21 protein-coding genes are annotated in these 22,499 nt (G+C 75.1%); 10 read left to right on the forward strand and 11 right to left on the reverse strand.

The features are described from left to right. Positions 1-101 precede the first annotated feature (101 nt). Entirely contained in the window at positions 102-1,235 is a 1,134-nt protein-coding gene (locus G8D98_RS02620; RefSeq protein WP_166098615.1) for a YihY/virulence factor BrkB family protein, read from the reverse strand. Positions 1,236-1,266: 31 nt separating this feature from the next. On the opposite strand from G8D98_RS02620, the gene G8D98_RS02625 reads away from it, so the two are divergent. After that, positions 1,267-2,922: an acyl-CoA dehydrogenase family protein gene (locus G8D98_RS02625; protein ID WP_166098618.1), complete on the forward strand. Its 1,656-nt coding sequence runs from the start codon at positions 1,267-1,269 to the stop codon at positions 2,920-2,922. Between the two features lie 45 nt (positions 2,923-2,967). On the opposite strand, the gene G8D98_RS02630 is transcribed toward G8D98_RS02625, so the two are convergent. Further along, on the reverse strand, positions 2,968-3,945 hold the full coding sequence (locus tag G8D98_RS02630) for a polyphosphate kinase 2 family protein (protein WP_166098621.1): 978 nt from the start codon (positions 3,943-3,945) through the stop codon (positions 2,968-2,970). Between the two features lie 31 nt (positions 3,946-3,976). Here G8D98_RS02630 and G8D98_RS02635 point away from each other — a divergent pair, with 31 nt between their 5' ends. Then, complete coding sequence (locus G8D98_RS02635; protein WP_166098623.1) at positions 3,977-4,744, forward strand: dihydrofolate reductase family protein; 768 nt, start codon at positions 3,977-3,979, stop codon at positions 4,742-4,744. Here G8D98_RS02635 and G8D98_RS02640 read toward each other — a convergent pair. Beyond that, positions 4,729-5,916 carry an alpha/beta hydrolase family protein gene (locus tag G8D98_RS02640; RefSeq protein ID WP_229661688.1) on the reverse strand — a complete coding sequence of 396 codons (1,188 nt, stop codon included), beginning with the start codon at positions 5,914-5,916 and terminating at the stop codon, positions 4,729-4,731. The genes G8D98_RS02635 and G8D98_RS02640 overlap by 16 nt on opposite strands. 8 nt (positions 5,917-5,924) lie before the next feature. Then, positions 5,925-8,093: an ATP-dependent DNA ligase gene (locus G8D98_RS02645; protein ID WP_166098628.1), complete on the reverse strand. Its 2,169-nt coding sequence runs from the start codon at positions 8,091-8,093 to the stop codon at positions 5,925-5,927. A gap of 102 nt (positions 8,094-8,195) precedes the next feature. On the opposite strand from G8D98_RS02645, the gene msrB reads away from it, so the two are divergent. Then, positions 8,196-8,627 carry a peptide-methionine (R)-S-oxide reductase MsrB gene (msrB, locus tag G8D98_RS02650; RefSeq protein WP_187566788.1) on the forward strand — a complete coding sequence of 144 codons (432 nt, stop codon included), beginning with the start codon at positions 8,196-8,198 and terminating at the stop codon, positions 8,625-8,627. Positions 8,628-8,813: 186 nt separating this feature from the next. Here the strand turns inward: msrB and G8D98_RS02655 are convergent, their stop codons facing one another. The 3 genes from G8D98_RS02655 to hemG form a co-directional block, all read right to left on the reverse strand. Continuing rightward, a complete protein-coding gene (locus tag G8D98_RS02655) occupies positions 8,814-9,725 on the reverse strand; it encodes a type IV toxin-antitoxin system AbiEi family antitoxin domain-containing protein (protein WP_166098631.1) in 912 nt (303 codons plus the stop codon). A gap of 187 nt (positions 9,726-9,912) precedes the next feature. Continuing rightward, positions 9,913-10,638, reverse strand: a complete 726-nt coding sequence (gene hemQ / locus G8D98_RS02660; protein WP_166098634.1) for a hydrogen peroxide-dependent heme synthase — start codon at positions 10,636-10,638, stop codon at positions 9,913-9,915. After that, positions 10,635-12,104, reverse strand: a complete 1,470-nt coding sequence (gene hemG, locus G8D98_RS02665) for a protoporphyrinogen oxidase (protein ID WP_166098636.1) — start codon at positions 12,102-12,104, stop codon at positions 10,635-10,637. The genes hemQ and hemG overlap by 4 nt, the downstream gene beginning before the upstream one ends. A 153-nt stretch (positions 12,105-12,257) precedes the next feature. Here hemG and G8D98_RS02670 point away from each other — a divergent pair, with 153 nt between their 5' ends. Then, positions 12,258-13,205: a DUF4349 domain-containing protein gene (locus G8D98_RS02670; protein WP_166098639.1), complete on the forward strand. Its 948-nt coding sequence runs from the start codon at positions 12,258-12,260 to the stop codon at positions 13,203-13,205. Positions 13,206-13,226: 21 nt separating this feature from the next. Here G8D98_RS02670 and G8D98_RS02675 read toward each other — a convergent pair whose 3' ends face one another. From G8D98_RS02675 to G8D98_RS02685, 3 genes are read right to left on the reverse strand one after another with little or no spacing between them, the layout of a single operon-like run. Then, entirely contained in the window at positions 13,227-13,721 is a 495-nt protein-coding gene (locus tag G8D98_RS02675) for a DinB family protein (protein WP_166098642.1), read from the reverse strand. Continuing rightward, complete coding sequence (gene hemE, locus G8D98_RS02680) at positions 13,718-14,791, reverse strand: uroporphyrinogen decarboxylase (RefSeq protein WP_166098644.1); 1,074 nt, start codon at positions 14,789-14,791, stop codon at positions 13,718-13,720. Before hemE ends, G8D98_RS02675 begins: the two co-directional genes overlap by 4 nt. Positions 14,792-14,825: 34 nt before the next feature. Then, complete coding sequence (locus G8D98_RS02685; protein WP_166098648.1) at positions 14,826-15,644, reverse strand: EamA family transporter; 819 nt, start codon at positions 15,642-15,644, stop codon at positions 14,826-14,828. A gap of 117 nt (positions 15,645-15,761) precedes the next feature. Here G8D98_RS02685 and G8D98_RS02690 point away from each other — a divergent pair, with 117 nt between their 5' ends. The 4 genes from G8D98_RS02690 to G8D98_RS02705 are packed head-to-tail and all read left to right on the forward strand — an operon-like array spanning position 15,762 to position 18,361. Beyond that, entirely contained in the window at positions 15,762-16,346 is a 585-nt protein-coding gene (locus G8D98_RS02690) for a DUF3000 domain-containing protein (protein ID WP_166098651.1), read from the forward strand. 8 nt (positions 16,347-16,354) lie between these two features. After that, entirely contained in the window at positions 16,355-17,623 is a 1,269-nt protein-coding gene (locus G8D98_RS02695; protein ID WP_166098653.1) for an HRDC domain-containing protein, read from the forward strand. A 52-nt stretch (positions 17,624-17,675) separates the two neighbouring features. Next, positions 17,676-17,972 carry an ArsR/SmtB family transcription factor gene (locus tag G8D98_RS02700; protein ID WP_166098655.1) on the forward strand — a complete coding sequence of 99 codons (297 nt, stop codon included), beginning with the start codon at positions 17,676-17,678 and terminating at the stop codon, positions 17,970-17,972. After that, positions 17,969-18,361, forward strand: a complete 393-nt coding sequence (locus tag G8D98_RS02705; RefSeq protein ID WP_166098658.1) for a VOC family protein — start codon at positions 17,969-17,971, stop codon at positions 18,359-18,361. Before G8D98_RS02700 ends, G8D98_RS02705 begins: the two co-directional genes overlap by 4 nt. A gap of 8 nt (positions 18,362-18,369) precedes the next feature. Here G8D98_RS02705 and G8D98_RS02710 read toward each other — a convergent pair whose 3' ends face one another. Further along, the gene (locus tag G8D98_RS02710; protein WP_229661687.1) at positions 18,370-19,005 is read right to left on the reverse strand and encodes a pyridoxamine 5'-phosphate oxidase family protein; all 636 of its coding nucleotides are present in this window, start codon (positions 19,003-19,005) and stop codon (positions 18,370-18,372) included. 133 nt (positions 19,006-19,138) lie between these two features. On the opposite strand from G8D98_RS02710, the gene G8D98_RS02715 reads away from it, so the two are divergent. Both G8D98_RS02715 and G8D98_RS02720 read left to right on the forward strand, forming a co-directional pair. Continuing rightward, a complete protein-coding gene (locus G8D98_RS02715) occupies positions 19,139-20,350 on the forward strand; it encodes a thiolase family protein (protein ID WP_166098661.1) in 1,212 nt (403 codons plus the stop codon). Between the two features lie 3 nt (positions 20,351-20,353). After that, positions 20,354-22,477, forward strand: a complete 2,124-nt coding sequence (locus G8D98_RS02720) for a 3-hydroxyacyl-CoA dehydrogenase NAD-binding domain-containing protein (protein ID WP_166098663.1) — start codon at positions 20,354-20,356, stop codon at positions 22,475-22,477. The last annotated feature ends 22 nt before the right edge of the window (positions 22,478-22,499 follow it).

A 22,499-nucleotide genomic window follows, 5' to 3' on the forward strand; every position in this document is an offset into this window, starting at 1 on the left:
CCCCTCTCGGCGTGCTCCGAGACAGTAGCCGATCGGCGGGGCGAACTCCAAACCGGCGCGGCCGCCCGAGACACCCGGGCCGGCCCCTCGCCGACGGCGGTTCAGCGCTCCGGCTCACCCGCCCCGACCCGCGCCGCCGAGGCCGCCGTCTCCGCCGGGGAGGACGCGTTCGACATCGGCGTCAGCGGCTGGTTGGCGGCCCGCCGCAGGCTGCGCAGGTCGAGCTCGTCGGAGTCCTCGTCGGCCATCGTCGCGTACCCCTCGAACGGGTCGACGCGCGCGGGCTGCTCCTCCGGCGGGCGACGGCGGGTACGCAGCCAGTCGACCAGCCGGGTGTGCAGGGCACGGCGCTCCTCGACGGGCCACAGCTCACGGACCGCGGCGTTGAGGGCGGCGCCGATGAGCACGGCGATCGCCAGCGCGTAGAGCCAGATGAGGATGACGATCGGCGCCGACAGCGGCCCGTAGATCGACGCTCCGCCGAGCGAGGCCGCGATCGTCCCCCGCACGACGAACGAGGCCAGTGCCCAGATGACGAGAGTGAGCACCGCGCCGGGCACGTCCCGGGTCCACGGCGAGCGGCGCGGTGTCGCCACGTGGTACAGGCTCGTCAGCCCGCCGACGGTGAGCACCGTGACGAGCGGCCAGTACAGCAGGACGAGGTTGTCCCACGGCGAGGGCAGCCAGCCCCGGATGATCGTCGGCCCGAGGAGGACGAGCGGGATCGTGATGATCCCGAGGACGAGGGCGACGACGTAGAGCGAGAACGAGAGCGCACGGGTCTGCACGATGCCGCGCACGCCCGACTGCCCGTACATGATCGAGATGGTGTCGACGAACACGTTCAGGGCCCGCGAGCCCGACCACAGCGAGAGCAGGAACCCGATGGAGAGCAGGTCGGCGCGCCCCGCCTCGAGGACGTCGTTGACCGTCGGCCCGAGGACGGAGTCGATGACCGGCTGGGTGAGGAACTGCGCCGAGTAGTCGAGAATGTCCTGGCGCACCTCGACCACCGTGTCCGGCCCGAGTGCGGTGCCGAGGTAGCCGATGCCGCCGAACAGCCCGAGCACGAGCGGCGGCAACGAGAGCAACGCAAAGAACCCTGCCTCCGAGGCCAGCCCGGTCACCCGGTAGCGCAGGCAGATCCGCGTCGTCACGACGGTCAGCCGAGCGGTCGGCAGCGCGCCGGGGACCCGCGCGAGGGCCCGGCGCGCGCGATGCCTCGCGTCCGTCATGCGCCCACGGTAACCGCCGTAGAGTGCCAGGGTGCGGACCCATGACGTGACCAACCAGGTGCCGACGCTGCAGGGACACGACGTGTACGGCGGCGACCCCGCCCTCACCGAGGCCGTCGACCGCTGGGTCCGGCCGCACGACCCGGACGGTGTGCGCGCCCTGCACGAGCTCGGCCGGCTCGCCGGGACCCCCGAGGCGCGCACCTGGGCCGACCAGGCCGACCGGGTCGGCCCGCTGCTGCGTACGCACGCCCCCACCGGCGAACGCCTCGACGAGGTCGAGTTCCACCCGGCCTACCACCGCCTCATGGAGGTCGCCGTCGGCGAGGGGCTGACCGCCGAGCCGTGGACCCGCCCCGAGGGCACCGGCGCGCACGCCCGCCGGGCGGCCGGCTTCCTCGTCTGGTCCCAGGTCGAGGCCGCCCACATGTGTCCGGTCTCGATGACCTACTCCGCCGCCCCCGCCCTGCTCGCCAACGCCCCCGGGCTCGCCGAGCAGTGGGTGCCCGGGCTCGCCTCGCGCGGCTACGACCCCGTGCTGCGCCCTCGCGCGAAGAAGCCGGGGCTCACCGTCGGGATGGGGATGACCGAGAAGCAGGGTGGCTCGGACGTTCGCGCGAACACCACCCGGGCGCTCGCGGCACCGGGCGGCCCGCTCGAGGGCGAGACCTACCGGCTCACCGGCCACAAGTGGTTCTGCTCGGCCCCGATGAGCGACGGCTTCCTCGTCCTCGGCCAGGCCGACGCCGGGGTCACCTGCTTCCTCCTCCCCCGCGTCCTCGACGACGGGACCCGCAACGCCATCCGCATCCAGCGCCTCAAGGACAAGCTCGGCAACCGGGCCAACGCCTCCTCCGAGATCGAGCTCGAGGAGGCCTGGGCGCTGCGCGTCGGCGACGAGGGCCGCGGGGTGCGCACCATCATCGACATGGTCGCCTCGACCCGCCTGGACTGCGTGCTCGGCTCGACCGCCACGATGCGCGCCGCCCTGACCCGTGCCGTCCACCACGCCCGGCACCGCAGCGCGTTCGGGGCCCGCCTGGTCGACCAGCCCCTCATGCGCAACGTCCTGGGCGACCTCGCGCTCGAGACCGAGGCCGCCACCGTGCTCGGGATGCGCCTCGCCCACGCCGTCGACGCCGGCGAGCACGAGCTCTCCCGGCTCGGGGTCGCGCTCGGCAAGTTCTGGGTGTGCAAGCGGACCGCGCCGGTGGTCGCCGAGGCCCTGGAGTGCCTCGGGGGCAACGGCTATGTCGAGGAGAACGGCCTCGCCCGCCTCTACCGGGAGGCCCCGCTGAACTCCATCTGGGAGGGCTCGGGCAACGTCAACGCCCTCGACGTGCTGCGCGCCATCGCCCGCGAGCCGGCCTCGCTCGCCGCCCTCGGCAAGGAGCTCGCGCTCGCCCGCGGCTACGACCCGGGGCTCGACGCCGCGATCGACGCCTGCGAGGAGGCGGGCGCCGCGGCCCTGGCCGACGACGCGCCGTGGGGTGCCCGCCGGCTCGTCGAGCGGCTCGCGCTCACCCTCCAGGCGGCGCTGCTCGTGCGCCACTCCCCCGGACCGGTGGCCGACGCGTTCGTCGCCAGCCGGGTCCGTGGAGAGCACGGCGCGGTCTTCGGCACGCTCGACGCCGGCCTCGGCCAGCAGGCCGCCCGCACCCTCATCGAGCGCGCGCTGCCGTCCTGAGCCCGCGCCGTCGCGGCCCGGCTGCCCGGCACGCCCGCCCGGGCGTCAGGGCGACATCTCGAGGCGCTGCTGCTCGGCCTCGACGTCGAAGTCGGCCGCCGGCCACTGCGGGTCCATCCCCTCCAGCGCCTCGAGGAGCAGGTTGGTCACGGCGAGGCGGGCGTACCACTTCCGGTCCGCGGGCACGACGTGCCACGGCGCGGCGTCGCTCGAGCACCGCTCCAGGGCGGCCTGGTAGGCCGCCATGTACTCCGGCCAGTGGGCGCGCTCGTCGAGGTCGCCGGGGTTGTACTTCCAGTGCTTGTCACCGCGGGCCAGCCGCTCGGCGAGGCGCTCCTTCTGCTCCTCGGGCGAGATGTGCAGCATCACCTTGACGACCGTCGTGCCGGCGTCGACGAGCCCCTGCTCGAAGTGGTTGATCTGGCCGTAGCGGCGCGCCCACGTCGCCCGGGGGACGAGGTCGTGCACCCGCACGACGAGCACGTCCTCGTAGTGCGAGCGGTCGAAGACGCCGATGATGCCCGGCCCGGGCAGGGCCCGGCGGATCCGCCAGAGGAAGGGGTGGCGTCTCTCCTCGGCCGTCGGCACCTTGAACGCGGTGATCCGTACGCCCTGCGGGTCCACCGCACCGACGACGTGCCGCATGATGCCGCCCTTGCCCGCCGTGTCCATCCCCTGGATGACGAGCAGCACCGAGCGCTCGCCGCCACCGCGGGACTCCGCGAAGAGCCGCTCCTGGAGGTCGGACAGCCGCTGCTGGAGCCCGGCCATGAGCGCCTCGGCGTCCTTCTTGCCTCCGTCGAACCCGGGGGTACCGCGGGTGTCGACGTCCGCGAGGTCGAACCCGTCTCCGACGCGCAGCACGTGCGACCAGGATGCGGCCTCCACCGCCTCGTCCCGGCGCGCGGCCCGCGCGGCGTCCGCCTTCTTGCGGGCCTTCTTCGCGGCCTTCCCCCGCAGGGGCGCCGCCTCGGGCGCGCCGCCCTTGCCGCCGGACCTCTTCTTCTTCGTGCCCTTGCCCATGACGGCATCCTCGCAGAGCCGGCCTGCGAGGATGCCCCTCGTGCGCGTCCTCCTCGACCCCCGCCGGCCCGCGTCGCCCGGGTCGCGCCCGAGCACCGAGCAGCTCGCCGGGCTCTACGCGCCTCCGCGACGGCGCTGGGTGCGCTCGAACATGGTCACCACCCTCGACGGCTCGGCGACCGGTGCCGACGGCCGCAGCGGCTCGGTCGGCACCCCCGCCGACCGGCGGGTCTTCGACATCCTGCGGGGGCACGCCGACGCCGTCCTCGTCGGTGCCGGGACGGCGCGCGCCGAGGGGTACCGGCGCCTGCGCGTGACGCGGCGCACTCCGCATCCGGCCACGCTCGTCGCCGTGACCCGCAGCGGTGGGGTGCCGGACGGGCTGCGGTCCCCGACCGAGGGGCGCGGACCCGCCCTGCTCGTGACGTGTGCGGCCGCGGGGCCGCGCGCGCTCGCGCGGGCCCGCGCGACCCTCGGCGAGGAGTCGGTCCTCGTCTGCGGCGACGACCTCGTCGAGCTGCCCGCCGCCCTGGACGCCCTCGCCGAGCGCGGGCTGCGGCACGTCCTCCTCGAGGGCGGCCCGTCGCTGCTCGGGGCCGCGCTCGCGGCCGGGGTCGTCGACGAGATGGCCGTGACCGTGGCCCCCACCGTTGTCGGGGGCGGCTTCCCGCGGATCGTTGCCGGCCCTGCCCTGGCCACCCCGGTGGGGGTCGCGGTGCGCCCGCACCTGCTGCTCGAGCAGGCCGGCACCCTGCTCGGGCTGTGGCGGGTGCGCCGCCGGGGTCAGCCGGCCACGTAGGCGCCGACGAGCTCCTCCCAGCGCTGAGGGTCGGTGTTCCACTCCTTGCAGTGCCGCGCGAGCCGCCACTGTTGGAAGTCGACGAGGTCGGGACGGGCCTGCGCCAGCGCGAGCGAGGGGCCGAAGGGCACGAACTCGTCGTCGGCGGAGTGGATGAGCAGGACGCGGTGGCGCAGCTCGTCGGCCCGGCGCACCCAGTCGGTGAGGGCGAGGTCGACCCCCTCGTGCACGCCGACGAGCCGGTGTCCCCAGCGCTGGCGCATCATCACCCGGGCCAGCGAGCCGACCGGCCGCGGCAGGTGGTGCTCGCGGGCGTGGTGGGCCAGGACGTCGCCCCAGTCGACGACGGGTGCGTCGAGCACCACCCGGCTGACCGCGTCCGCCCGCGGCGAGCGGTCGAGCACCTGCAGCACGATGGCACCGCCCATCGACCAGCCCGCGAGGAGCAGCTCGCCGGCACCGCGCGCCGCCGCGTACCCCATCGCCGCGTCGACGTCGCGCCACTCCGAGAGCCCGAGTGCGTAGCGCCCGTCCGGCCCGGCGGGCACGCCCTCGTCGTTGCGGTAGCTCGGCACGAGGCAGGTCCAGCCCTGCGCGAGCAGCGGCGGCACGGCCCGCAGCACCTCCTCGCGCCGCGCGCCGCGGCCGTGGACGAGCACGGCCCAACGGTCGGTCGGGGAGCCGCCCGGGGCGACGACCCACGCCGGCATCGGGCCGAGCTCGCCGTCGTAGGTGACGTGCTCGGTGGGCAGCCCGAGGCTCTCCTGCGGCGGCCCCCCGTGGAAGTAGGAGTTCCAGCGGGCCGGCCCGGGGGCGAGCCGCCCCCGGTCGACCCCGAGCAGCTCGCGGCGCACGGCCCCCGCGGCGGGGTCCAGCTCGAGCACCTCGCCGAGGCGCGCGTGCCCCTCCCCGCCGTCGAGCCACAGCCCGTACCGTCCGGGGACGACCGTCTCGGCGGTCGTCTCGAGGGTGACCTCCCCCTCCCCGACCTCCCGGACCAGCACGTCGTCGGGGCGACGAGCCTCGGGCGTGAGCACCCGGCGGGCGAAGTACGCCGCGGCGGCCAGCGACCCCCCACCCGAGGCGAGCGCCGCCGTCCCGCTGACCGCGGCCCCGGCGACCGCCGCGCGACGTGCCCGGGGGTGCCCGCGCAGGGGCTGGGCGCGCGTCACCGGCCCGCTCATCGCCGGCCGCCCGCGAGGACGGCCGACAGGTCGTAGGACACCGGCTCCTCGAGCTGGTCGTAGGTGCACTCGCGCGGGTCCTTGTCGGGGCGCCAGCGGACGAACTGTGCCGTGTGCCGGAAGCGGACGCCCTCGAGGTGGTCGTAGCGCACCTCGACGACCCGCTCCGGGCGCAGCGGCGTGAAGGAGAGGTCCTTGCCGGCGGCCCACCGGCTGCCGGCGGCGTTCTGCGGGGTGCGCGTACCCTCCTCCTGCCGCGCCCAGGCCCACGGGTGGTCCTCGAAGCCGGTGACGAGGGGCTGCAGCTCCTCGAACAGCTCGCGGCGCCGGGCCATCGGGAAGGCGCCGATGACCCCGACCGACAGCAGCGTCCCGGTGTCGTCGTGGATGCCGAGCAGCAGGCTGCCCACGGCGTCGGGGCCGGACTTGTGGGTGCGGTAGCCGGCGACGACACAGTCGGCGGTGCGCTCGTGCTTGACCTTGAGCATGGTGCGCCGATCCGGCTCGTACCGGCCGTCGACCGGTTTGGCGACGAGCCCGTCCAGGCCGGCACCCTCGAACTCGGTGAACCAGGCGGCGGCGACCTCGGGGTCGGAGGTCGCCGGCGTCAGGTGCACGGGTGGGCGCGCGTCGGCGAGGGCCCGCTCGAGCAGTGCACGGCGCTCGGCGAACGGCCGCCCCGTGAGGTCGTCGTCGCCGAGGGCGAGCAGGTCGAAGGCGACGAACCGGGCCGGGGTCTGCGCGGCGAGCCGGGCCACCCGGCTGGCCGCGGGGTGGATGCGCTGGCTCAGCAGCTCGAAGTCGAGCCGGTCCTCGCCGGGACGCACGACGATGATCTCGCCGTCGACGACGCAGCGCTGCGGGAGGTTGTCGAGGACGGCCTCGACGACCTCGGGGAAGTAGCGCGTCATCGGCTTCTCGTTGCGGCTGCCGATCTCGACCCGGTCGCCGGAGCGGAAGACGATGGAGCGGAAGCCGTCCCACTTCGGCTCGTAGACGACCTCGGTGTCCTGGAGCGCCTTGGCGTCCAGGCCCCGGACCGGCTTGGCGAGCATCGGCGGCACCGGCGGCACGAGGGGGATCCCCCACTCCTCGCGCAGGGCGGCGTCGCGCTCGGCCTTGGGCGCCATGTACTCGTCGTCGGCCTTGTCCTGCCGGCGCTTGCTCGGCTGCACCCGCGGCGGCTCGCCGGGCATCTTCGGGTAGTCCGGGGGGAAGCTGAGCTCCCCGAGGCCGCGCTCCTGGACATCCTTGTCCCACAGGACGACCGCCGCGGCGACGTCGCCCACCGCGTCGTCGATGCCGGCCCAGGCGTCACCGCGGTCCTCGAGGACGTCCGGGACGGTGAGCACCGTGAAGTCGCCCGGGGCGACCGTGCCGAGCTCCTCCCAGCTGACCGGCATCGACACCGGAGCACCGGGCAGCGGCCGTGGGCTGTAGGCGGAGGCGATCGTGCGGTCGCGGCAGGCCTGGTTGAAGTCGACGAAGACCCGTTCGCCGCGCTCCTCCTTCCACCACGAGGCCGTGACGAGCCGCGGCAGGCGCCGCTCGAGCTCGCGGGCGATGCCGATCACCCCGTGCCTGACGTCGAGGAACTCGTGGGTCGGCCGGATGCGGGCGTACACGTGCACGCCGCGGTTGCCGCTGGTCTTGGCCCACGCGGTCAGGCCGAGCTCGGCGAGCAGCTCACGCAGCGCCCGGGCCGCCTCGACGGCGTCGGTGAAGGTGCGGCCGGGCTGCGGGTCGAGGTCGACGCGCAGCTCGTCCGGGTTGTCGGTGTCGGCGGTGCGCACCGGCCACGGGTGGAAGGTGACGGTGTTCATCTGCACGGCCCAGAGCGCCGTGGCGACCTCGTCGACGACGAGCTGGGGGTGCCGGCGGCCGCTCGGGTAGCGGCAGGAGACGGTACGCACCCACTCCGGCATCCCCGTGGGTGGGTTCTTCTGGTAGAACTCCTCGCCCCCGACGCCGTCGGGGAAGCGCTGCAGGGTGACCGGACGGTCGCCGATGTGGCGCACGAGGGGGTCACCGACGGCCATGACGTAGCCCGCGAGGTCGCCCTTGGTGACACCGGCGTCGGGCCACATGACCCGGTCGGGGCTGCTCAGGCGCACCTGGCGGAGCCCGCCGGGGCCCTCGACCTCGACGATCTGCGCATCGGCCATGCCCGGAGCCTAACGAGGGGCGAGGGCCGTCGGGTTCTCACGAGGTCCTTTCACCCCCGGCATCCCGGGAACCATCACCCGCGTCTCGGTGTTGGGACGGGCATGACGATGAAGCCGACCGGCCACGAGTACACCGTGCGCAAGTCCGACGCCGAGTGGCGTGAGCAGCTCTCACCCGCGGAGTACCAGGTGCTGCGCGAGGCGGGGACGGAGCGGCCGTGGACCGGCGAGTACACCGACAGCAAGACCGTCGGGGTGTACGCGTGCCGGGCCTGTGGCGCGGAGCTGTTCCGCTCGGACACCAAGTTCGAGTCGCACTGCGGGTGGCCCTCGTTCTGGAGCCCGCTCGCCGGCGATGCCGTCGAGCTCCTCGAGGACCGCTCGCTCGGCATGGCGCGCGTCGAGGTGCGGTGTGCCTCGTGCGGCAGCCACCTCGGCCACGTCTTCGAGGGCGAGGGCTTCGACACCCCGACCGACCAGCGCTTCTGCATCAACTCGGTGAGCCTCACGCTGCATCCCACCTCCCCCGCCTGACCCCAACTTTCCCTCCGGCTGCCGGAACCTTCAGCGACCTGCCGGTTGCAAGGGGTCGTTCGCCGAAGGTTCCGGCAGGTCGGGCTCGACGCGGCGAGTCATCCGTAGGGTTTCCGACCGCGTGGCTGGCCGGCGCGGGACACGGTCGAGCCCGGCGGGCCGCTCGAGCGATGACGAGAGTCGAGCTCAGGCGGCACGCACGGCAGAACGTACGGCGGCGGCGACGGCGCCGGGGCGTTCGAGGTCTGCCCACGTGATGCGGACGACGACGTAGCCGAGCCGGCGGAGCCGGTCCTCTCGTCGCTTCTCGGCCCAGAGCACCGCCGGGTCGCCCGAGCCGTACTTCACCCGGCCGTCGAACTCGACGATGACGTTGCTCCCCTCCACGAGCCAGTCGACCCGGGCGACGAGCCGTCCCCGGCCGTCCCGGATCTCGACCTGCGGGGTCACCGCGATACCGGCGAGGGCGAGCGCCAGGCCGCACCGTGACTCCCCGACCGACTCGCGACGTCCGTCGGCCAGGTGCATCGTCGCCAGCGCGCGACTTCCGTGCCGCCAGGTCGCGACGGCGGCCACCTCCGTAGCGAGCGCGTCTGCCTCCACGAGGCCTCGGTGGAGCGCGGCGTCGGCCGACACCACGCCCGGCGCGATCCCGTGGTCGACCGCGTGCTCGACCAGCGCGCGAGCGACGGGCTGGGCCGGTCCGACCGCCGACGGGGCGACCTCGCCGACGCCGTGCCGGACGGTGAAGCAGGCAACCCCGCGCCACCGGTCGGGCGGGCGGCGTACGAGGGGGCGGCGCAGGTCGACACCCCACACCGGCAGGCCGTGGGCGAGGACGGCAGAGGTCCCGGCGAGGACCGCGTCCGGGTACACCAGGAGCGCCGCGGCGCACAGCTGGAGGTGACGGCGCTCGGCATCCGGCTCGAGGAGGGCGCTGACGAGGTACACGCCGCGGCCCGGATGCGCGAGCACCCCGGCTCGCACGAGCGCGACCAGGCCGGGCGCCGAGATGCCGCACGCCGCGGCCTGGGCGGTCGTGAAGGCACCGTGCTGGGCAGCAGCGGTGTCCAGGAGGGCGGCATCGAGGGTCGGCACGAGCCGATCATCGGACTGCTCGAGACGGCCATCCAGGCGTCAACCCCGGGCTGTGGACGACCCGGTCGTGACGCGGGCCCTGTGGACGGGACCGCTGCGGGCGTCCGTCATGCCGGAAGCTTCAGCGACCTGCCGCGTACAAGGGGCCGCTCACTGAAGGTTCCGGCAGCCGGAGAGAAAGTTGTGGTCAGCGGAGGCGGGTGAGCAGGTCGCGGACCTCGACCCGCGGGCCGGTGTGGAAGGGGACCTCCTCGCGCACGTGCATCCGGGCGCGCGAGGCCCGCAGGTCGCGCATCAGGTCGACGATGCGGTGCAGCTCGTCGGCCTCGAAGGCGAGGATCCACTCGTAGTCGCCGAGCGCGAACGAGGAGATGGTGTTCGCCCGCACGTCCGGGTAGCCGCGCGCCATCTGCCCGTGCTCGACGAGCAGGTCGCGTCGCTCCTCGTCCTCGAGCAGGTACCAGTCGTAGGAGCGCACGAACGGGTAGACGCACACGTACCGGCGCGCCTCCTCCTCGGCCATGAAGGCCGGGATGTGGCTCTTGTTGAACTCCGCCGGGCGGTGCAGCGCGGCGGCCGACCACACCGGCTCCAGGTGCTCACCGAGGCCGGTGCGCAGCAGCCGGTGGTAGGCGTCCTGGAGGGCCTCGATCGTCGGCGCGTGCCACCAGACCATGACGTCGGCGTCGCCACGCAGCCCGGCCACGTCGTAGACGCCACGCACGACGACGTCGTCCTCGGCGAGCGCGGCGAACAGCTGCTCGACCTCGTCGGCGAGCGCGTCGCGGTCGGCGTCCCCGACCGGCTCGGCGAGGGCGAACACCGACCACATGGCGTAGCGGATGGTGTCGTTGATCTCCCGGATGCGGGAGGCCCCGGGCCTGCTCGGCGCGGGGCGGCTGGGGGTGCTCATCCGGACTCTCCTTCGGACGCGATGGTGGTGGCCGCGACGCCCGCGGCGCTCGTGACGTGCTCGGCCACGGCCCGGGCGGCCCGGGTCGCCGAGGCGATGACGGCGGGAATGCCCACGCCGTCGTAGACCGCGCCGGCGACCTCGACACCGGGCAGGCGCGCGAGGTCGGAGCGGACGGCGGCGACGCGGCCGAGGTGGCCGACGGCGTACTGCGGCAGCCCCCCGCCCCAGCGCTGGACGTGGTGGTCGACGACGGGCGGCAGCGGCGCACCGAGGGCCTCCCCGACCTCGGCGACCGCGAGCGTGACGAGCTCGGCGTCGTCGCGCTGGAGGGCGGCCTCCTCGCCGGCGCGGCCCAGGGACGCGCGCAGGTGGACGACCTCGGGCGAGAGCGCACCGACCCAGCCCCACTTGGCGAAACTGAAGGTGGCCGCCTTGACCCCGTGGCCGTCGACCGGGGGGACGAGGAAGCCGGAGCCGGGCAGGTCGGGCAGCCCGTCGCGGCGCACCGCGAGGGTGACGACCGCCATCGAGGCGGTCTCGACCTGCCCGAGGGAGCGAGCCGCAAGGGGGGCGAGCTCGGCGAGCAGGCGCGCGGCGGGGGTCGCAGGCACCGCGAGCACGACGGCGTCGGCCTCGACCGTCGCGGGGTGGGCTGCCGACCCGACGACGAGCCGCCAGCGCTCCCCCGCCCGCTCCAGGACGCGGACGACGGCGTCGGTGCGCAGCAGGGCACCGCGGGTGCGCAGCTCGTCCTCGACGAGCCCGGGCAGCCGCCCGACCCCACCGCGGATGCCGGCGAAGGGCGAGCGCGGGGCGGAGCCGCCGGGCGCCGGTGGCCGCGCGGCGGGTGGTGTGCGCAGCGACTCGCCGCGGACCGCGCGCTGCCACAGCGCCGGCACGGTCGCCTGCAGGGAGAGCCGGTCGGCGTGGCCGGCGTACACGCCGCCGAGGAGCGGCTCGACCAGCCGGTCGACGACGGCCCGGCCCATCCGGTGGCCGACGTACTGCCCGACCGACACGTCCGTCTCGACGCGCTCGCCGGGCCACGGCTGCTCGTCCGTCGCGCGCGCGACCTCGGCGTCGTCGAGCAGGCCGCGGGCGGCGGGCGGGTCGGTGGGGACGCCCATGACCGTCCCGGTGGGCAGCGGATGGAGCGCCCCGCGGCTCCACACCTGGGCTGACGTCGTCGCCGGGGTCACGAGGTCGTCCTCCTCGAGCCCGGCCCGCCGCGCGAGGTCGACCGCCTCCGGACGCACCGCGAGGAGGGACTCGGCGCCGACGTCGACGCGGTGCCCGGCGACGGGCTCGAGCCGCAGCTTGCCGCCGAAGCGGTCACCGGCCTCGAGGACCGTGACGTGCGCCCCGGGCACCGCGTCGAGCACCTCGAGCGCAGCGGCCAGGCCGGCGATGCCACCCCCCACGACGGCGACGTGCGGCCGGGTCGGCAGGGAGTCCGCGGGCATGGACTCAGCGTCTCACGGGGGCGGCCGGCGGCTCCGGGCACCCCTGGAGGGCACCGCTCGCCGAGGTCGTGACCGGATCGAGACCCTCGCGAGGGAACCCGGCAAGGCGCCGGCGCGCCCCATCGGCGACCGGTCCTCGACGAAGGAGCCACCGTGCGAGCAGCAGCCCGACCCTCCCTTCCCCGCCTCGCCGCGGCGCTCGCCGCAGGCCTCGCCCTCACGCTCCTCGGTGGCTGCAGCTCCGGGGGGGACGGTGACGCCGGCAGCTCGGCCGACATCGCGGCCGACGCCCCCGGCGAGGACCGGGCCGGCGCTGCACAGGGCGAGGTGGCCACCGGTGAGGCGGACACCGTGCAGGTCACGGCGGCCTCGGTCGCGGACCGCCGGCTGGCGCGCCGGGCCGACGTCGAGCTCGAGGTCGAGGACGTCGCGGCGGCCGCGGCGAGGCTGCGGACGCTCGCCGCCCGCGCCGGCGGTCTCGTGGTCTCCGAGCAGGTCTCGGGCACGGGCGCGACGGCGCCGGAGGACCCCGACGCCCCGGGGTGGGGCACGGTGACCATCTCCGTGCCGGCGGAGTCCCTGGACTCCACCCTCGAGGACGTCGCCCGTCTCGGCAGGCTGCTCTCCCGCAGCACGACGAGCGAGGACGTCACCGCGCAGTACGTCGACACCACGGCCCGCCTGCAGACGATGCGGGCGAGCGTCCAGCGGGTGCGCACCCTCCTGGGCCGGGCCGAGAAGATCGCCGACGTCGTGAGCATCGAGGCCGAGCTCTCCCGCCGGCAGGCCGACCTGGAGTCCCTCGAGCGACAGCTGGCGAGCCTCGAGGACCAGGTCGCCCTCTCCCCGGTCACCGTCGGGCTGAGCACGGCGGACGCGCAGGAGGAGGACCCCAGCGGCTTCCTCGCCGGGCTCGCCTCGGGCTGGAGCGCCCTGACCACCTCCGTCCAGGTGCTGCTCACCCTCCTCGGGGCGCTGCTGCCGTTCGCGCTGGTCGCCGCGCTCGTCCTCGTCCCGCTCGTCACCTGGCTGCGCCGACGTACCCGCTCCGGTGCGCTCGAGGGCCCGTCAGCTCCTCCGCCGGCCGCCCCGACGAGCTGACGGGGCAGGGCGACGCCGGGCTCAGTGTCGGGCGTCCTCGGCGAGCACCTGCTCGCGGAGGATGTCGGCGTGGCCGCAGTGCTGCGCGAGCTCACGCAGCAGGTGCAGCTGGACCCATCGCAGCCGCAGGGGCCCGCGCCGGTTGCCCTCGACGAGGTCCTCGAGGGCCACTGCGGCGTGGATGGCCCTCGCCGTGGCGCACGCGGCGTCGTGCGCAGCGAGGACCGAGGCCACGGTGTCGTCCTCGGTGAGGAGGAAGGACTCCCCGGCGACCTCCGGCAGGCCCAGCTCGGCCCGGGGCCTGCGCAGCACCGCCTCCTCGGACCAGACCCGCTCGACGAAGACCGCGTGCTTGACGAGCCCGAGCAGCGTCGTCGCCGACGGGACGAGCCGCCGGCGGGCCTGCTCCTCGGTCAGCCCGTCGAGGGCATCACGCAGGCCGGCTCGCTGCTCGTCGAGGAATGCCTCGATCATCGTCCGCTCGTCGGCCCGCAACACCTCCGGCTCGAGGGTCATCGCGCCGACACCTCGTGGACGAGCTCGACGACCCGGGTGAGCACGTCGGGGTCGGTCTCGGGCAGCACGCCGTGGCCGAGGTTGAACACGTGCCCGGGAGCCGCCCGGCCCTCCTCGACGATCTCGACGACCCGGGCGCGCACCGCCTCCCACGGTGCGAAGAGCAGGGCGGGGTCGAGGTTGCCCTGCAGGGCCCACCGGCCGCCGGTGCGCTCGAGGGCGTCGGTGAGCGAGACGCGGTAGTCGACGCCGACGACGTCGGTCCCGGCCTCCCCCATGAGGGTGAGCAGCTCCCCGGTGCCGACGCCGAAGTGGATGCGCGGCACGTCGAGGCCCGCGACCGACGCGAGCGCCGCCGCGGAGTGCTCGGCGACGAAGCGGGCGTAGTCGGCCCGGCTGAGGGCGCCCGCCCACGAGTCGAACAGCTGGACCGCCGAGGCCCCCGCCTCGACCTGGACCCGCAGGAACGCCCCGGCGACCCGCGCCAGCTGCGCGCACAGGTCGTGCCAGAGCCCGGGGTCGCCGTGCATGAGCGCCTTGGTGTGCTCGTGGTTGCGCGAGGGCCCGCCCTCGACGAGGTAGGAGGCGAGGGTGAACGGTGCGCCGGCGAACCCGATGAGCGGGGTGGCGCCGAGCTCGGCGACGAGCAGCCGCACCGACTCGGTGATGTCGGGGACGTCCTCGGGGGCCAGGTCGCGCAGCCGGGCGAGGTCGGCGCGGGTGCGCACGGGTTCGGCGACCACCGGCCCGACCCCGGGCACGATGTCGAGGTCGACGCCGACCGCGGCCAGCGGGACGACGATGTCGGAGAAGAAGATCGCCGCGTCCACCCCGTGCCGGCGCACCGGCTGCAGGGTGATCTCGGTGACGAGCTCGGGACGGCGGCAGGCCTCGAGCATGCCGACGCCCTCGCGCACCCTGCGGTACTCCGGCAGCGACCGGCCGGCCTGGCGCATGAACCAGACCGGCGTGTGCGGGACCGGCAGCCCGCGGGCGGCGCGCACGAGGGGAGAGTCCTGCACGGTCGCGGCCGGGGACGGGATGGTGCTCACGAGCCGACATCCTCGCATCCGTCGGCGGGCCCGGCGGACGACCTTCGACGCGCTACGCGGCGACGAGCACCGCTCCGACGGCGGCCAGGGCGACGCCCGCCTGCTGCACCCGGCGCAGCCGCTCCTGCAGGACGGCACGGGCGAGGAGCACGGTGACCACGGGGTAGAGCGAGCCGAGGACGGAGGCCAGGCTGACCTGCCCCCGCGAGGAGGCCAGGGCGAAGAGGGCGTTGGCGCCGAGGTCGCCGGCGCCGATGACGAACAGGCCGGGGACCTCCCGGGCACCGACGCCGCCGGCGGTGCGCAGCACGAGCGAGAGCAGGGCGAGGACCGCGACCGAGGTCACCCGCATCCCCCAGAGCGTCATGAGCGTCGACTCGCGGGCGCCACGGTCGATGAGGTAGAGGGTCAGGCCGAAGCCGAGGGCCGCGCCGGCGGCCAGGGCGACCGGGCGCACCGACAGCCCGGCGGCCAGCTCGGGGCCGGAGGCCAGGCTCACCCCGGCGACCGCGAGCACCATGCCGCCCCATGCGAGCGCCGAGGGGCGCTCCCCGCCGAGCACCCCGAGCACGACGGGGACGACCACCCCGAGCCCCGCGATCGGCGCGACGACGCCCATGGTCCCGGTCGCGAGGGCCGTGTAGAAGCACACGAGGCCCGCCAGGCCGCTCAGTCCGGCACCGACGGCCCAGGGCAGCCAGCCGAGCCCCTCGCCGGGCCACCGCAGCACGAGGACGGTGAGCACGACCAGCGCCAGCCCCTGCGTCCAGCCCACGACGGCGACGGGGTGGCGCCGGCGGCTGGCGAGACCGGCGAGGAAGTCCGAGGTGCCCCAGGCCAGCGAGGAGCCGAGGGCGAGGAGGCTGAGCACCCCCGGAGCGTAGGGCGCCGAGTGGCGTCGCCGGGACACGGCCGGCGCTGCCGGCGGTCCAGCCGTGACCGGCGTGGCCTCACGCCCGGCACGCCGGGCTCGTCCTACATTGCTCGGGTGACGCGCAGCACCGTGACCGGGCGCGAGTCCCCGGAGTTCGCCCGGGCTCTCGAGGAGCTCCACCATGCGCGGCTGCGCCCGGAGCTGCGGCTCACCGAGGTGCCGGCGCCCCAGCGCATCGCCCCGCACGCCGTGGCGATGACCGCCGACGTCCTCGACCCGCGCGACCCCGACGCCGAGCTGGCCTCCGGGCGGTTCGTCCTCCTCCACGACCCCGCGGCCCCCGAGCCCTGGGACGGCGAGTGGCGTGCGGTGACCTTCGCCCGGGCCGAGCTCGAGCCCGAGTTCGCCGCAGAGCCGCTGCTCGGCGAGGTCGGCTGGAGCTGGCTGACCGACGCCCTCGACGCCCGCGGGGTCCCCTTCGCCGCGGCCGCCGGGACGGTGACCCGGGTGGTCTCGGAGAGCTTCGGTGGCCTCGCCGACCGACCGGCCAGCGTCGAGATGGAGCTGCGCGCCTCGTGGACCCCCCTCGGCCCCGAGGTGGGCGAGCACCTGCTCGCATGGTCGGACCTGCTGTGCACCATCGCCGGGCTCCCCCCGCTCCCCGAGGGAGTCGTCGCGCTGCCCGGCCCCCGGCGGTGACCTCCGGCATGAGCACCCCCTCGGACCTGCCCGCGGGCGTGGACCCGGCCGGTGAGGACGTCCTCGCCGCCCCGCCGGTCCCACCGCAGGAGCCCGTCCCGCTCGAGGAGCCGGCCGACGGCGTCCCGCCCGTCGTCGAGACCGAGCGGGCGCTCCAGGAGGCCGCGCGGGCCGTGGCCCACGGTGTCGGGCCGTTGGCCATCGACGCCGAGCGGGCCTCCGGGTATCGCTACGGCCAGCGGGCCTACCTGGTCCAGGTCCGTCGCGAGGGCTCGGGCACCTGGCTCGTCGACCCGATCGCCGTCCCGGACCTCGGCCCCCTCGACCAGGCCGTGGGAGCCGCCGAGTGGATCCTGCACGCCGCGACCCAGGATCTCGCCTGCCTCGCCGAGGTCGGCCTGCGCCCGCGCCAGCTGTTCGACACCGAGCTCGCCGGCCGCATCCTCGGCCTGCCCCGCGTCGGCCTCGCGGCCGTCGTCGAGCACTACCTCGGGCTGCGGCTGGCCAAGGAGCACTCCGCGGTCGACTGGTCCACCCGGCCGCTGCCGGAACCGTGGCTGCGGTACGCGGCGCTCGACGTCGAGGTCCTCGGCGAGCTGCGCAACCTCATGGGCGTCGACCTCGCGGCCCAGGGCAAGGACGAGTGGGCGCGCCAGGAGTTCGCCGCCCTCCTGTCGTGGGCGCCGACCGAGCGGGTCGACCCGTGGCGGCGCACCTCGGGGATCAACACGCTGCGCTCGCGCCGGGCCATCGGGGTGCTGCGCGAGCTCTGGTACACCCGGGACGCCATCGCCCGCGAGCGCGACACCTCCATCGGCCGGGTGCTGCCGGACACCGCGCTCGTCGACATCGCCCGGGCCGCCCCCCGCGACCCCTCCGGGCTGCCGTCCGGGCACCGGGCGATCCGCCGCTACGCCCGCCAGTGGGTCGAGGCGGTCACCCGCGCGCTGGACCTGTCCGAGGAGGACCTGCCACCGCGCACGCTGCCCTCGGACGGTCCGCCGCCACCGCGGGTGTGGGCCGACAAGGACCCCGTGGCGGCGGCCCGGCTCGGGGCCACCCGGGCCGCGCTCACCGCGTTCGCCGAGGAGCACACGATCCCCGTCGAGAACGTCTGCTCCCCCGACCCGCTGCGCCGCGTCGTGTGGTCTCCCCCGGCCGAGCGCTCGGTCGAGGGGTTCGCCGCCGCGCTCCAGGGCCACGGCGTGCGGCGCTGGCAGGCCGAGATCGTCGCACCGCTGCTCGTCGCGGCCTTCGAGGCCCACCCGGACGCCTGAGGACCCCGCCCGCCCGTTGACATGCAAGCAGGCACTTGCATATGGTGACCGGGTGGACGACGGTGCCGACGCGGTCTTCCGGGCCCTCGCCGACCCGACCCGGCGGGCCCTGCTCGACGCGCTGCTCGAGCGCGACGGGCAGACCCTCTTCGAGCTGTGCACCCGGATGGCCGACACGGGTGTCGGCTCGAGCCGACAGGCCATCTCCCAGCACATCGACGTGCTCGCCGGAGCCGGCCTGGTCCACGTGCGCCGCGAGGGGCGCTACCGGCTGCACGACCTCGACACCACCCCGCTGCACCCCCTACGCGAGCGCTGGCTGCGCGCCGAGAAGAGGAACCGACCATGAGGATCACCCGCACGAGCGTCTTCGTCGACGACCAGGCCAAGGCGCTGGAGGTCTACACCCGGCTGCTCGGCTTCGAGGTGCGCCACGACATCCCCCTCGGGGAGCACCGGTGGCTCACCGTCGTCAGCCCCGAGGAGCCCGACGGCGTCGAGGTCGTCCTCGAGCCGAACGAGCACCCGGCCGCGCGCGCCTTCACCGAGGCCCTCGCCGCCGACGGCATCCCCTCGACCTCGTTCACCGTCGACGACGTCGAGGCCGAGTACGACCGGCTCACCGGACTCGGGATGACCTTCACCCAGCCACCCACCCCGACCGGGCCGGTGGTCACCGCCGTCCTCGACGACACCTGCGGCAACCTCGTCCAGCTCGTGTCCGCAGCGCCGGCCTGACGCCGGTCTCAGCCGTAGAGGCCCGCCTCGTACTGCTCCCCGTAGTAGGCGTCGAGCTGCTCGAGCGAGCGGCCGTCGGGCTCGACCTCGTGAGCGAGGACCGCCCGGCGTGGCACGCGCTCCTGGGGCGCCCAGGTCCCGGTGTCCCACAGCCGCGAGCGCAGGAACGCCTTGGAGCAGTGGAAGAAGACCTGCTCGACCTCGACGACGAGGGCGAGCACCGGGCGGTGGCCCCGCACGACCATCTCCTCGAAGAACGGGGCGTGCGAGACGAGCCGGGCGCGGCCGTTGACCCGCAGCGTGTCGCCCCGGCCGGGGATGACGAAGACCAGCCCGACGTGGGGGTTGTCGAGGACGTTGCGGTAGCCGTCGACTCGCCGGTTGCCGGGGCGCTCGGCGATGGCCAGGGTGCGCTCGTCGAGGACGTGGACGAGCCGTCCGGCGGGGTCGCCCTTGGGCGAGGCGTCGCAGGTGCCCTCCGGCCCGGCGGTCGCGAGGACGCAGAACGGCGAGGCGGCCAGCCACTCGCGGTCGACGTCGAGCAGCCGGTCCCGCTCCTTGTCCCGGGCCCTCGCCGTCGGCTCCCCGACGAGCGCCCCGAGGGCGGCCTCGTCCTCGACCACGGTCCACGTCGCGTCCTCCACGCCCGCCAGGGTAGAGGGGCGTGAGGCCCCTCACGCCCACCGCCGTCGACGACTAAGCGCTCGCTTAGTACGATCGCCGGTGTGCCCGGGGGTCCCCGGCACCCATCCGCACCCGACCAGGGAGGCCACCGACGTGCCCCGTGAGCTCCAGGAGGTCGTCTTCGTCGACGGCGTCCGCACCCCGTTCGGCAAGGCGGGCGAGAAGGGCATGTACGCCCAGACCCGCGCCGACGACCTCGTCATCAAGTGCGTCCGCGAGCTGCTGCGCCGCCACCCCGAGCTGCCGCCGGAGCGGGTCGAGGAGGTCGCGGTCGCCGCGACCACCCAGATCGGCGACCAGGGCCTGACCCTCGGCCGGCTCACCGCCCTGCTCTCCGGCCTGCCGAAGAGCACCCCGGGGTACTCGGTGGACCGGATGTGCGCCGGGGCGATGACCGCGGTGACGAACGTGTCGGCGGCCATCGGCGTCGGCGCGATCGACGTGGCGATCGCCGGCGGTGTCGAGCACATGGGCCGCCACCCGATGGGCGAGGGCGTCGACCCCAACCCGCGGATCGTCGCCGAGCGGCTCGTCGACGAGTCGGCGCTCGTCATGGGCAAGACCGCCGAGAACCTCCACGACCGCTTCCCCGCCCTGACCAAGGAGCGCTGCGACGCCTTCGCCGTCGGTAGCCAGCGCAAGCTCGCCGCCGCCTACGAGGCCGGCCGGGTCCAGCCCGACCTCGTGCCCGTCGCCACCCGGCACGTCGAGAAGGGCTGGGGCCTGGCCACCACCGACGAGCCGCCGCGCCCCGGGACGACGCTCGAGGAGCTGGCCGGCCTGAAGACACCGTTCCGCCCGCACGGCCACGTCACCGCGGGCAACGCCGCCGGCCTCAACGACGGGGCCACGGCGTGCCTGCTCGCGTCGCAGGCGGCAGCCGAGGAGCTCGGTCTGCCCGTCGCCATGCGCCTGGCGTCCTACGCGTTCGTCGGCGTCGAGCCGGAGGTCATGGGGGTCGGCCCGATCCCCGCGACCGAGAAGGCGCTCGCGAAGGCGGGCCTGGGCATCGAGGACATCGGGCTGTTCGAGCTCAACGAGGCCTTCGCCGTCCAGGTGCTCGCCTTCCTCGACCACTTCGGCATCGCCGACGACGACGAGCGGGTCAACCCGTGGGGTGGCGCCATCGCCACCGGGCACCCGCTCGCCTCCTCCGGGGTGCGGCTGATGACCCAGCTCGCCCGGCACTTCGAGGAGCACCCCGAGGTGCGCTACGGCCTCACCGCGATGTGCATCGGCATCGGGATGGGCGGCGCCGTCATCTGGGAGAACCCGCACCACGCGGACTACGGGAAGGACGCCTGAGCCATGACCACGACCACCCCGTCCCCCGCGATGCCCGCCGAGGTCGTCACCCGCACGCCCGTCCAGGACGTCGTCCTGCCCGGCGGCGCCGGCACCCTGGCCCTGGTCACGCTGGAGAACGGCAAGGACCACACCCGGCCGACGACCTTCGGGCCGGAGGGCGTCGCCGGGCTCCAGGCCACCCTCGACGGGTTGCGCGCCCGCGCCAAGGCCGGCCAGGTCCAGGCCGTCGCCGTCACCGGCAAGCCGTTCGTCTTCGCCGTCGGCGCCGACCTCTCGGGCATCCCCTACGTCACCGAGCGCGCCCAGGCGGTCGAGATCGCCCGAGCCGGCCACCGGGCGTTCGCCACGCTCGCCGACCTGCCGGTCCCGACGTTCGCCTTCGTCAACGGTGCCGCGATGGGCGGTGGGGTCGAGCTCGCGCTCTCGGCCGACTACCGCACCGTGTCCGCGGGCGTGCCGGCGTTCGGGCTGCCGGAGACCTTCCTCGGCCTGCTCCCCGGCTGGGGCGGCTGCTGGATGCTGCCGCACCTCGTCGGGCCCGAGGCGGCCCTGACGGTCATCGTCGACAACCCCCTGGCGAACAACCGGATGCTGCCGGCCCGGGACGTCGTGCGGCTCGGCGTCGGCGACGTCCTCCTCGAGCCCGCCGACTTCCTCGAGGACTCGCTGCGCTGGGCGGCCGGAGTGCTCACCGGCACCGTGCCGGTCGAGCGCACCCCGGTCGACCTGGAGGACGCCGAGACGTGGGAGGCGGCGTGCGACGCCGCCCGCACCCGCGCGCTGGCCAAGACGGCCGGCCGCTCCCCCGGCGTGCTGCGGGCCGTCGAGCTCGTGCGGGCCGCCCGGACCGCCAGCCGGGAGGCGGCCTTCGCCGCCGAGGACGAGGCGCTCGGCGACCTCATCATGTCCGACGAGCTGCGCGCCGGCCTCTACGCCTTCGACCTGGTCCAGAAGCGGGCCAAGCGGCCGGCCGGTGCCCCGGACAAGGGCCTCGCCCGCCCGGTCACCAAGGTCGGCGTCGTCGGCGCCGGGCTGATGGCCAGCCAGCTCGCCCTCCTGTTCGCCCGCCGTCTCGGTGTGCCGGTCGTCATGACCGACCTCGACGAGGAGCGCGTGGCGCGGGGCGTCGGGTACGTCCACCACGAGGTCGACCAGCTGCTCGCGAAGCGCCGCATCTCCCCCGACACCGCCTCGTTCCTCACGGGCCTGGTCACCGGCACGACGAGCAAGGACGGCTTCGCCGACGCCGACCTGGTCATCGAGGCGGTCTTCGAGGAGATGTCGGTCAAGCAGCAGGTGTTCGCCGAGGTCGAGGCGGTCGTGACGCCCGAGTGCGTCCTCGCGACCAACACCTCCTCGCTGTCGGTCACCGAGATGGCGAGCGGGCTGGCCCATCCCGAACGGGTCGTCGGGCTGCACTTCTTCAACCCGGTCGCCGTCATGCCGCTGCTCGAGGTCATCCCCGGGGAGCGCACCGACGAGGCGACGCTCGCGACGGCCTTCGCCGTGGGCAAGGGCCTGAAGAAGACGTGCATCCGCTCCACGGACTCCGCGTCCTTCGTCGTCAACCGGCTGCTCGGCCGGTTCATGGGCGAGTACTCGCGGGTCGTCGACGAGGGCACCCCGGTCGAGGTCGCCGACCGCGGCGTCGCCGGGCTGGCCCCGATGCCGCCATTCGTCCTGCTCGGGCTCGTCGGCCCGGCGATCGCCCTGCACAACAGCGAGACCCTGCACCGCGCCTTCGGCGACCGGTTCTTCGTCTCCCCCACCCTGCGGCGCCTCGTCGAGGCCGGCAAGCGCGGCTACTACGCGAGCGACGACACGGGCCGTCCGGTGCCCGACCCGGAGGTCGACGCGCTGCGCGAGCGCCCGGAGAACCCCGTGGAGCTCACCGCCGAGGAGGTCCGCGAGCGGGTTCTCGGGGCCCTCGCCGAGGAGGTCGGGCTGATGCTCGCCGAGGGGGTCGTCCAGGCCCCCATGGACATCGACCTCGCGATGGTCACCGGCGCGGGGTTCCAGTTCTGGAACGGCGGGCTAGTGCCCCTGCTCGACCGCGAGGGCGTCACCGAGCGGGTCCTCGGGCGCCGCATCCTCCCGCACGGGGTGGCGAGCGTCCCGGCCTGAGCGCCGGACCGCTACGGCGTCG

Source organism: Phycicoccus endophyticus, assembly GCF_011326735.1.
Classification (GTDB): Bacteria; Actinomycetota; Actinomycetes; order Actinomycetales; family Dermatophilaceae; genus Phycicoccus; species Phycicoccus endophyticus.

Bases quoted from the DNA above. Each gene is read 5' to 3' on its own strand.
- G8D98_RS02620 (WP_166098615.1), bottom strand. From the start codon at position 1,235: ATGACGGACGCGAGGCATCGCGCGCGCCGGGCCCTCGCGCGGGTCCCC.
- G8D98_RS02630 (WP_166098621.1), bottom strand. From the start codon at position 3,945: ATGGGCAAGGGCACGAAGAAGAAGAGGTCCGGCGGCAAGGGCGGCGCG.
- G8D98_RS02635 (WP_166098623.1), top strand. From the start codon at position 3,977: ATGCCCCTCGTGCGCGTCCTCCTCGACCCCCGCCGGCCCGCGTCGCCC.
- G8D98_RS02645 (WP_166098628.1), bottom strand. From the start codon at position 8,093: ATGGCCGATGCGCAGATCGTCGAGGTCGAGGGCCCCGGCGGGCTCCGC.
- msrB (WP_187566788.1), top strand. From the start codon at position 8,196: ATGACGATGAAGCCGACCGGCCACGAGTACACCGTGCGCAAGTCCGAC.
- hemQ (WP_166098634.1), bottom strand. From the start codon at position 10,638: ATGAGCACCCCCAGCCGCCCCGCGCCGAGCAGGCCCGGGGCCTCCCGC.
- hemG (WP_166098636.1), bottom strand. From the start codon at position 12,104: ATGCCCGCGGACTCCCTGCCGACCCGGCCGCACGTCGCCGTCGTGGGG.
- G8D98_RS02675 (WP_166098642.1), bottom strand. From the start codon at position 13,721: ATGACCCTCGAGCCGGAGGTGTTGCGGGCCGACGAGCGGACGATGATC.
- hemE (WP_166098644.1), bottom strand. From the start codon at position 14,791: ATGCGAGGATGTCGGCTCGTGAGCACCATCCCGTCCCCGGCCGCGACC.
- G8D98_RS02695 (WP_166098653.1), top strand. From the start codon at position 16,355: ATGAGCACCCCCTCGGACCTGCCCGCGGGCGTGGACCCGGCCGGTGAG.
- G8D98_RS02705 (WP_166098658.1), top strand. From the start codon at position 17,969: ATGAGGATCACCCGCACGAGCGTCTTCGTCGACGACCAGGCCAAGGCG.
- G8D98_RS02720 (WP_166098663.1), top strand. From the start codon at position 20,354: ATGACCACGACCACCCCGTCCCCCGCGATGCCCGCCGAGGTCGTCACC.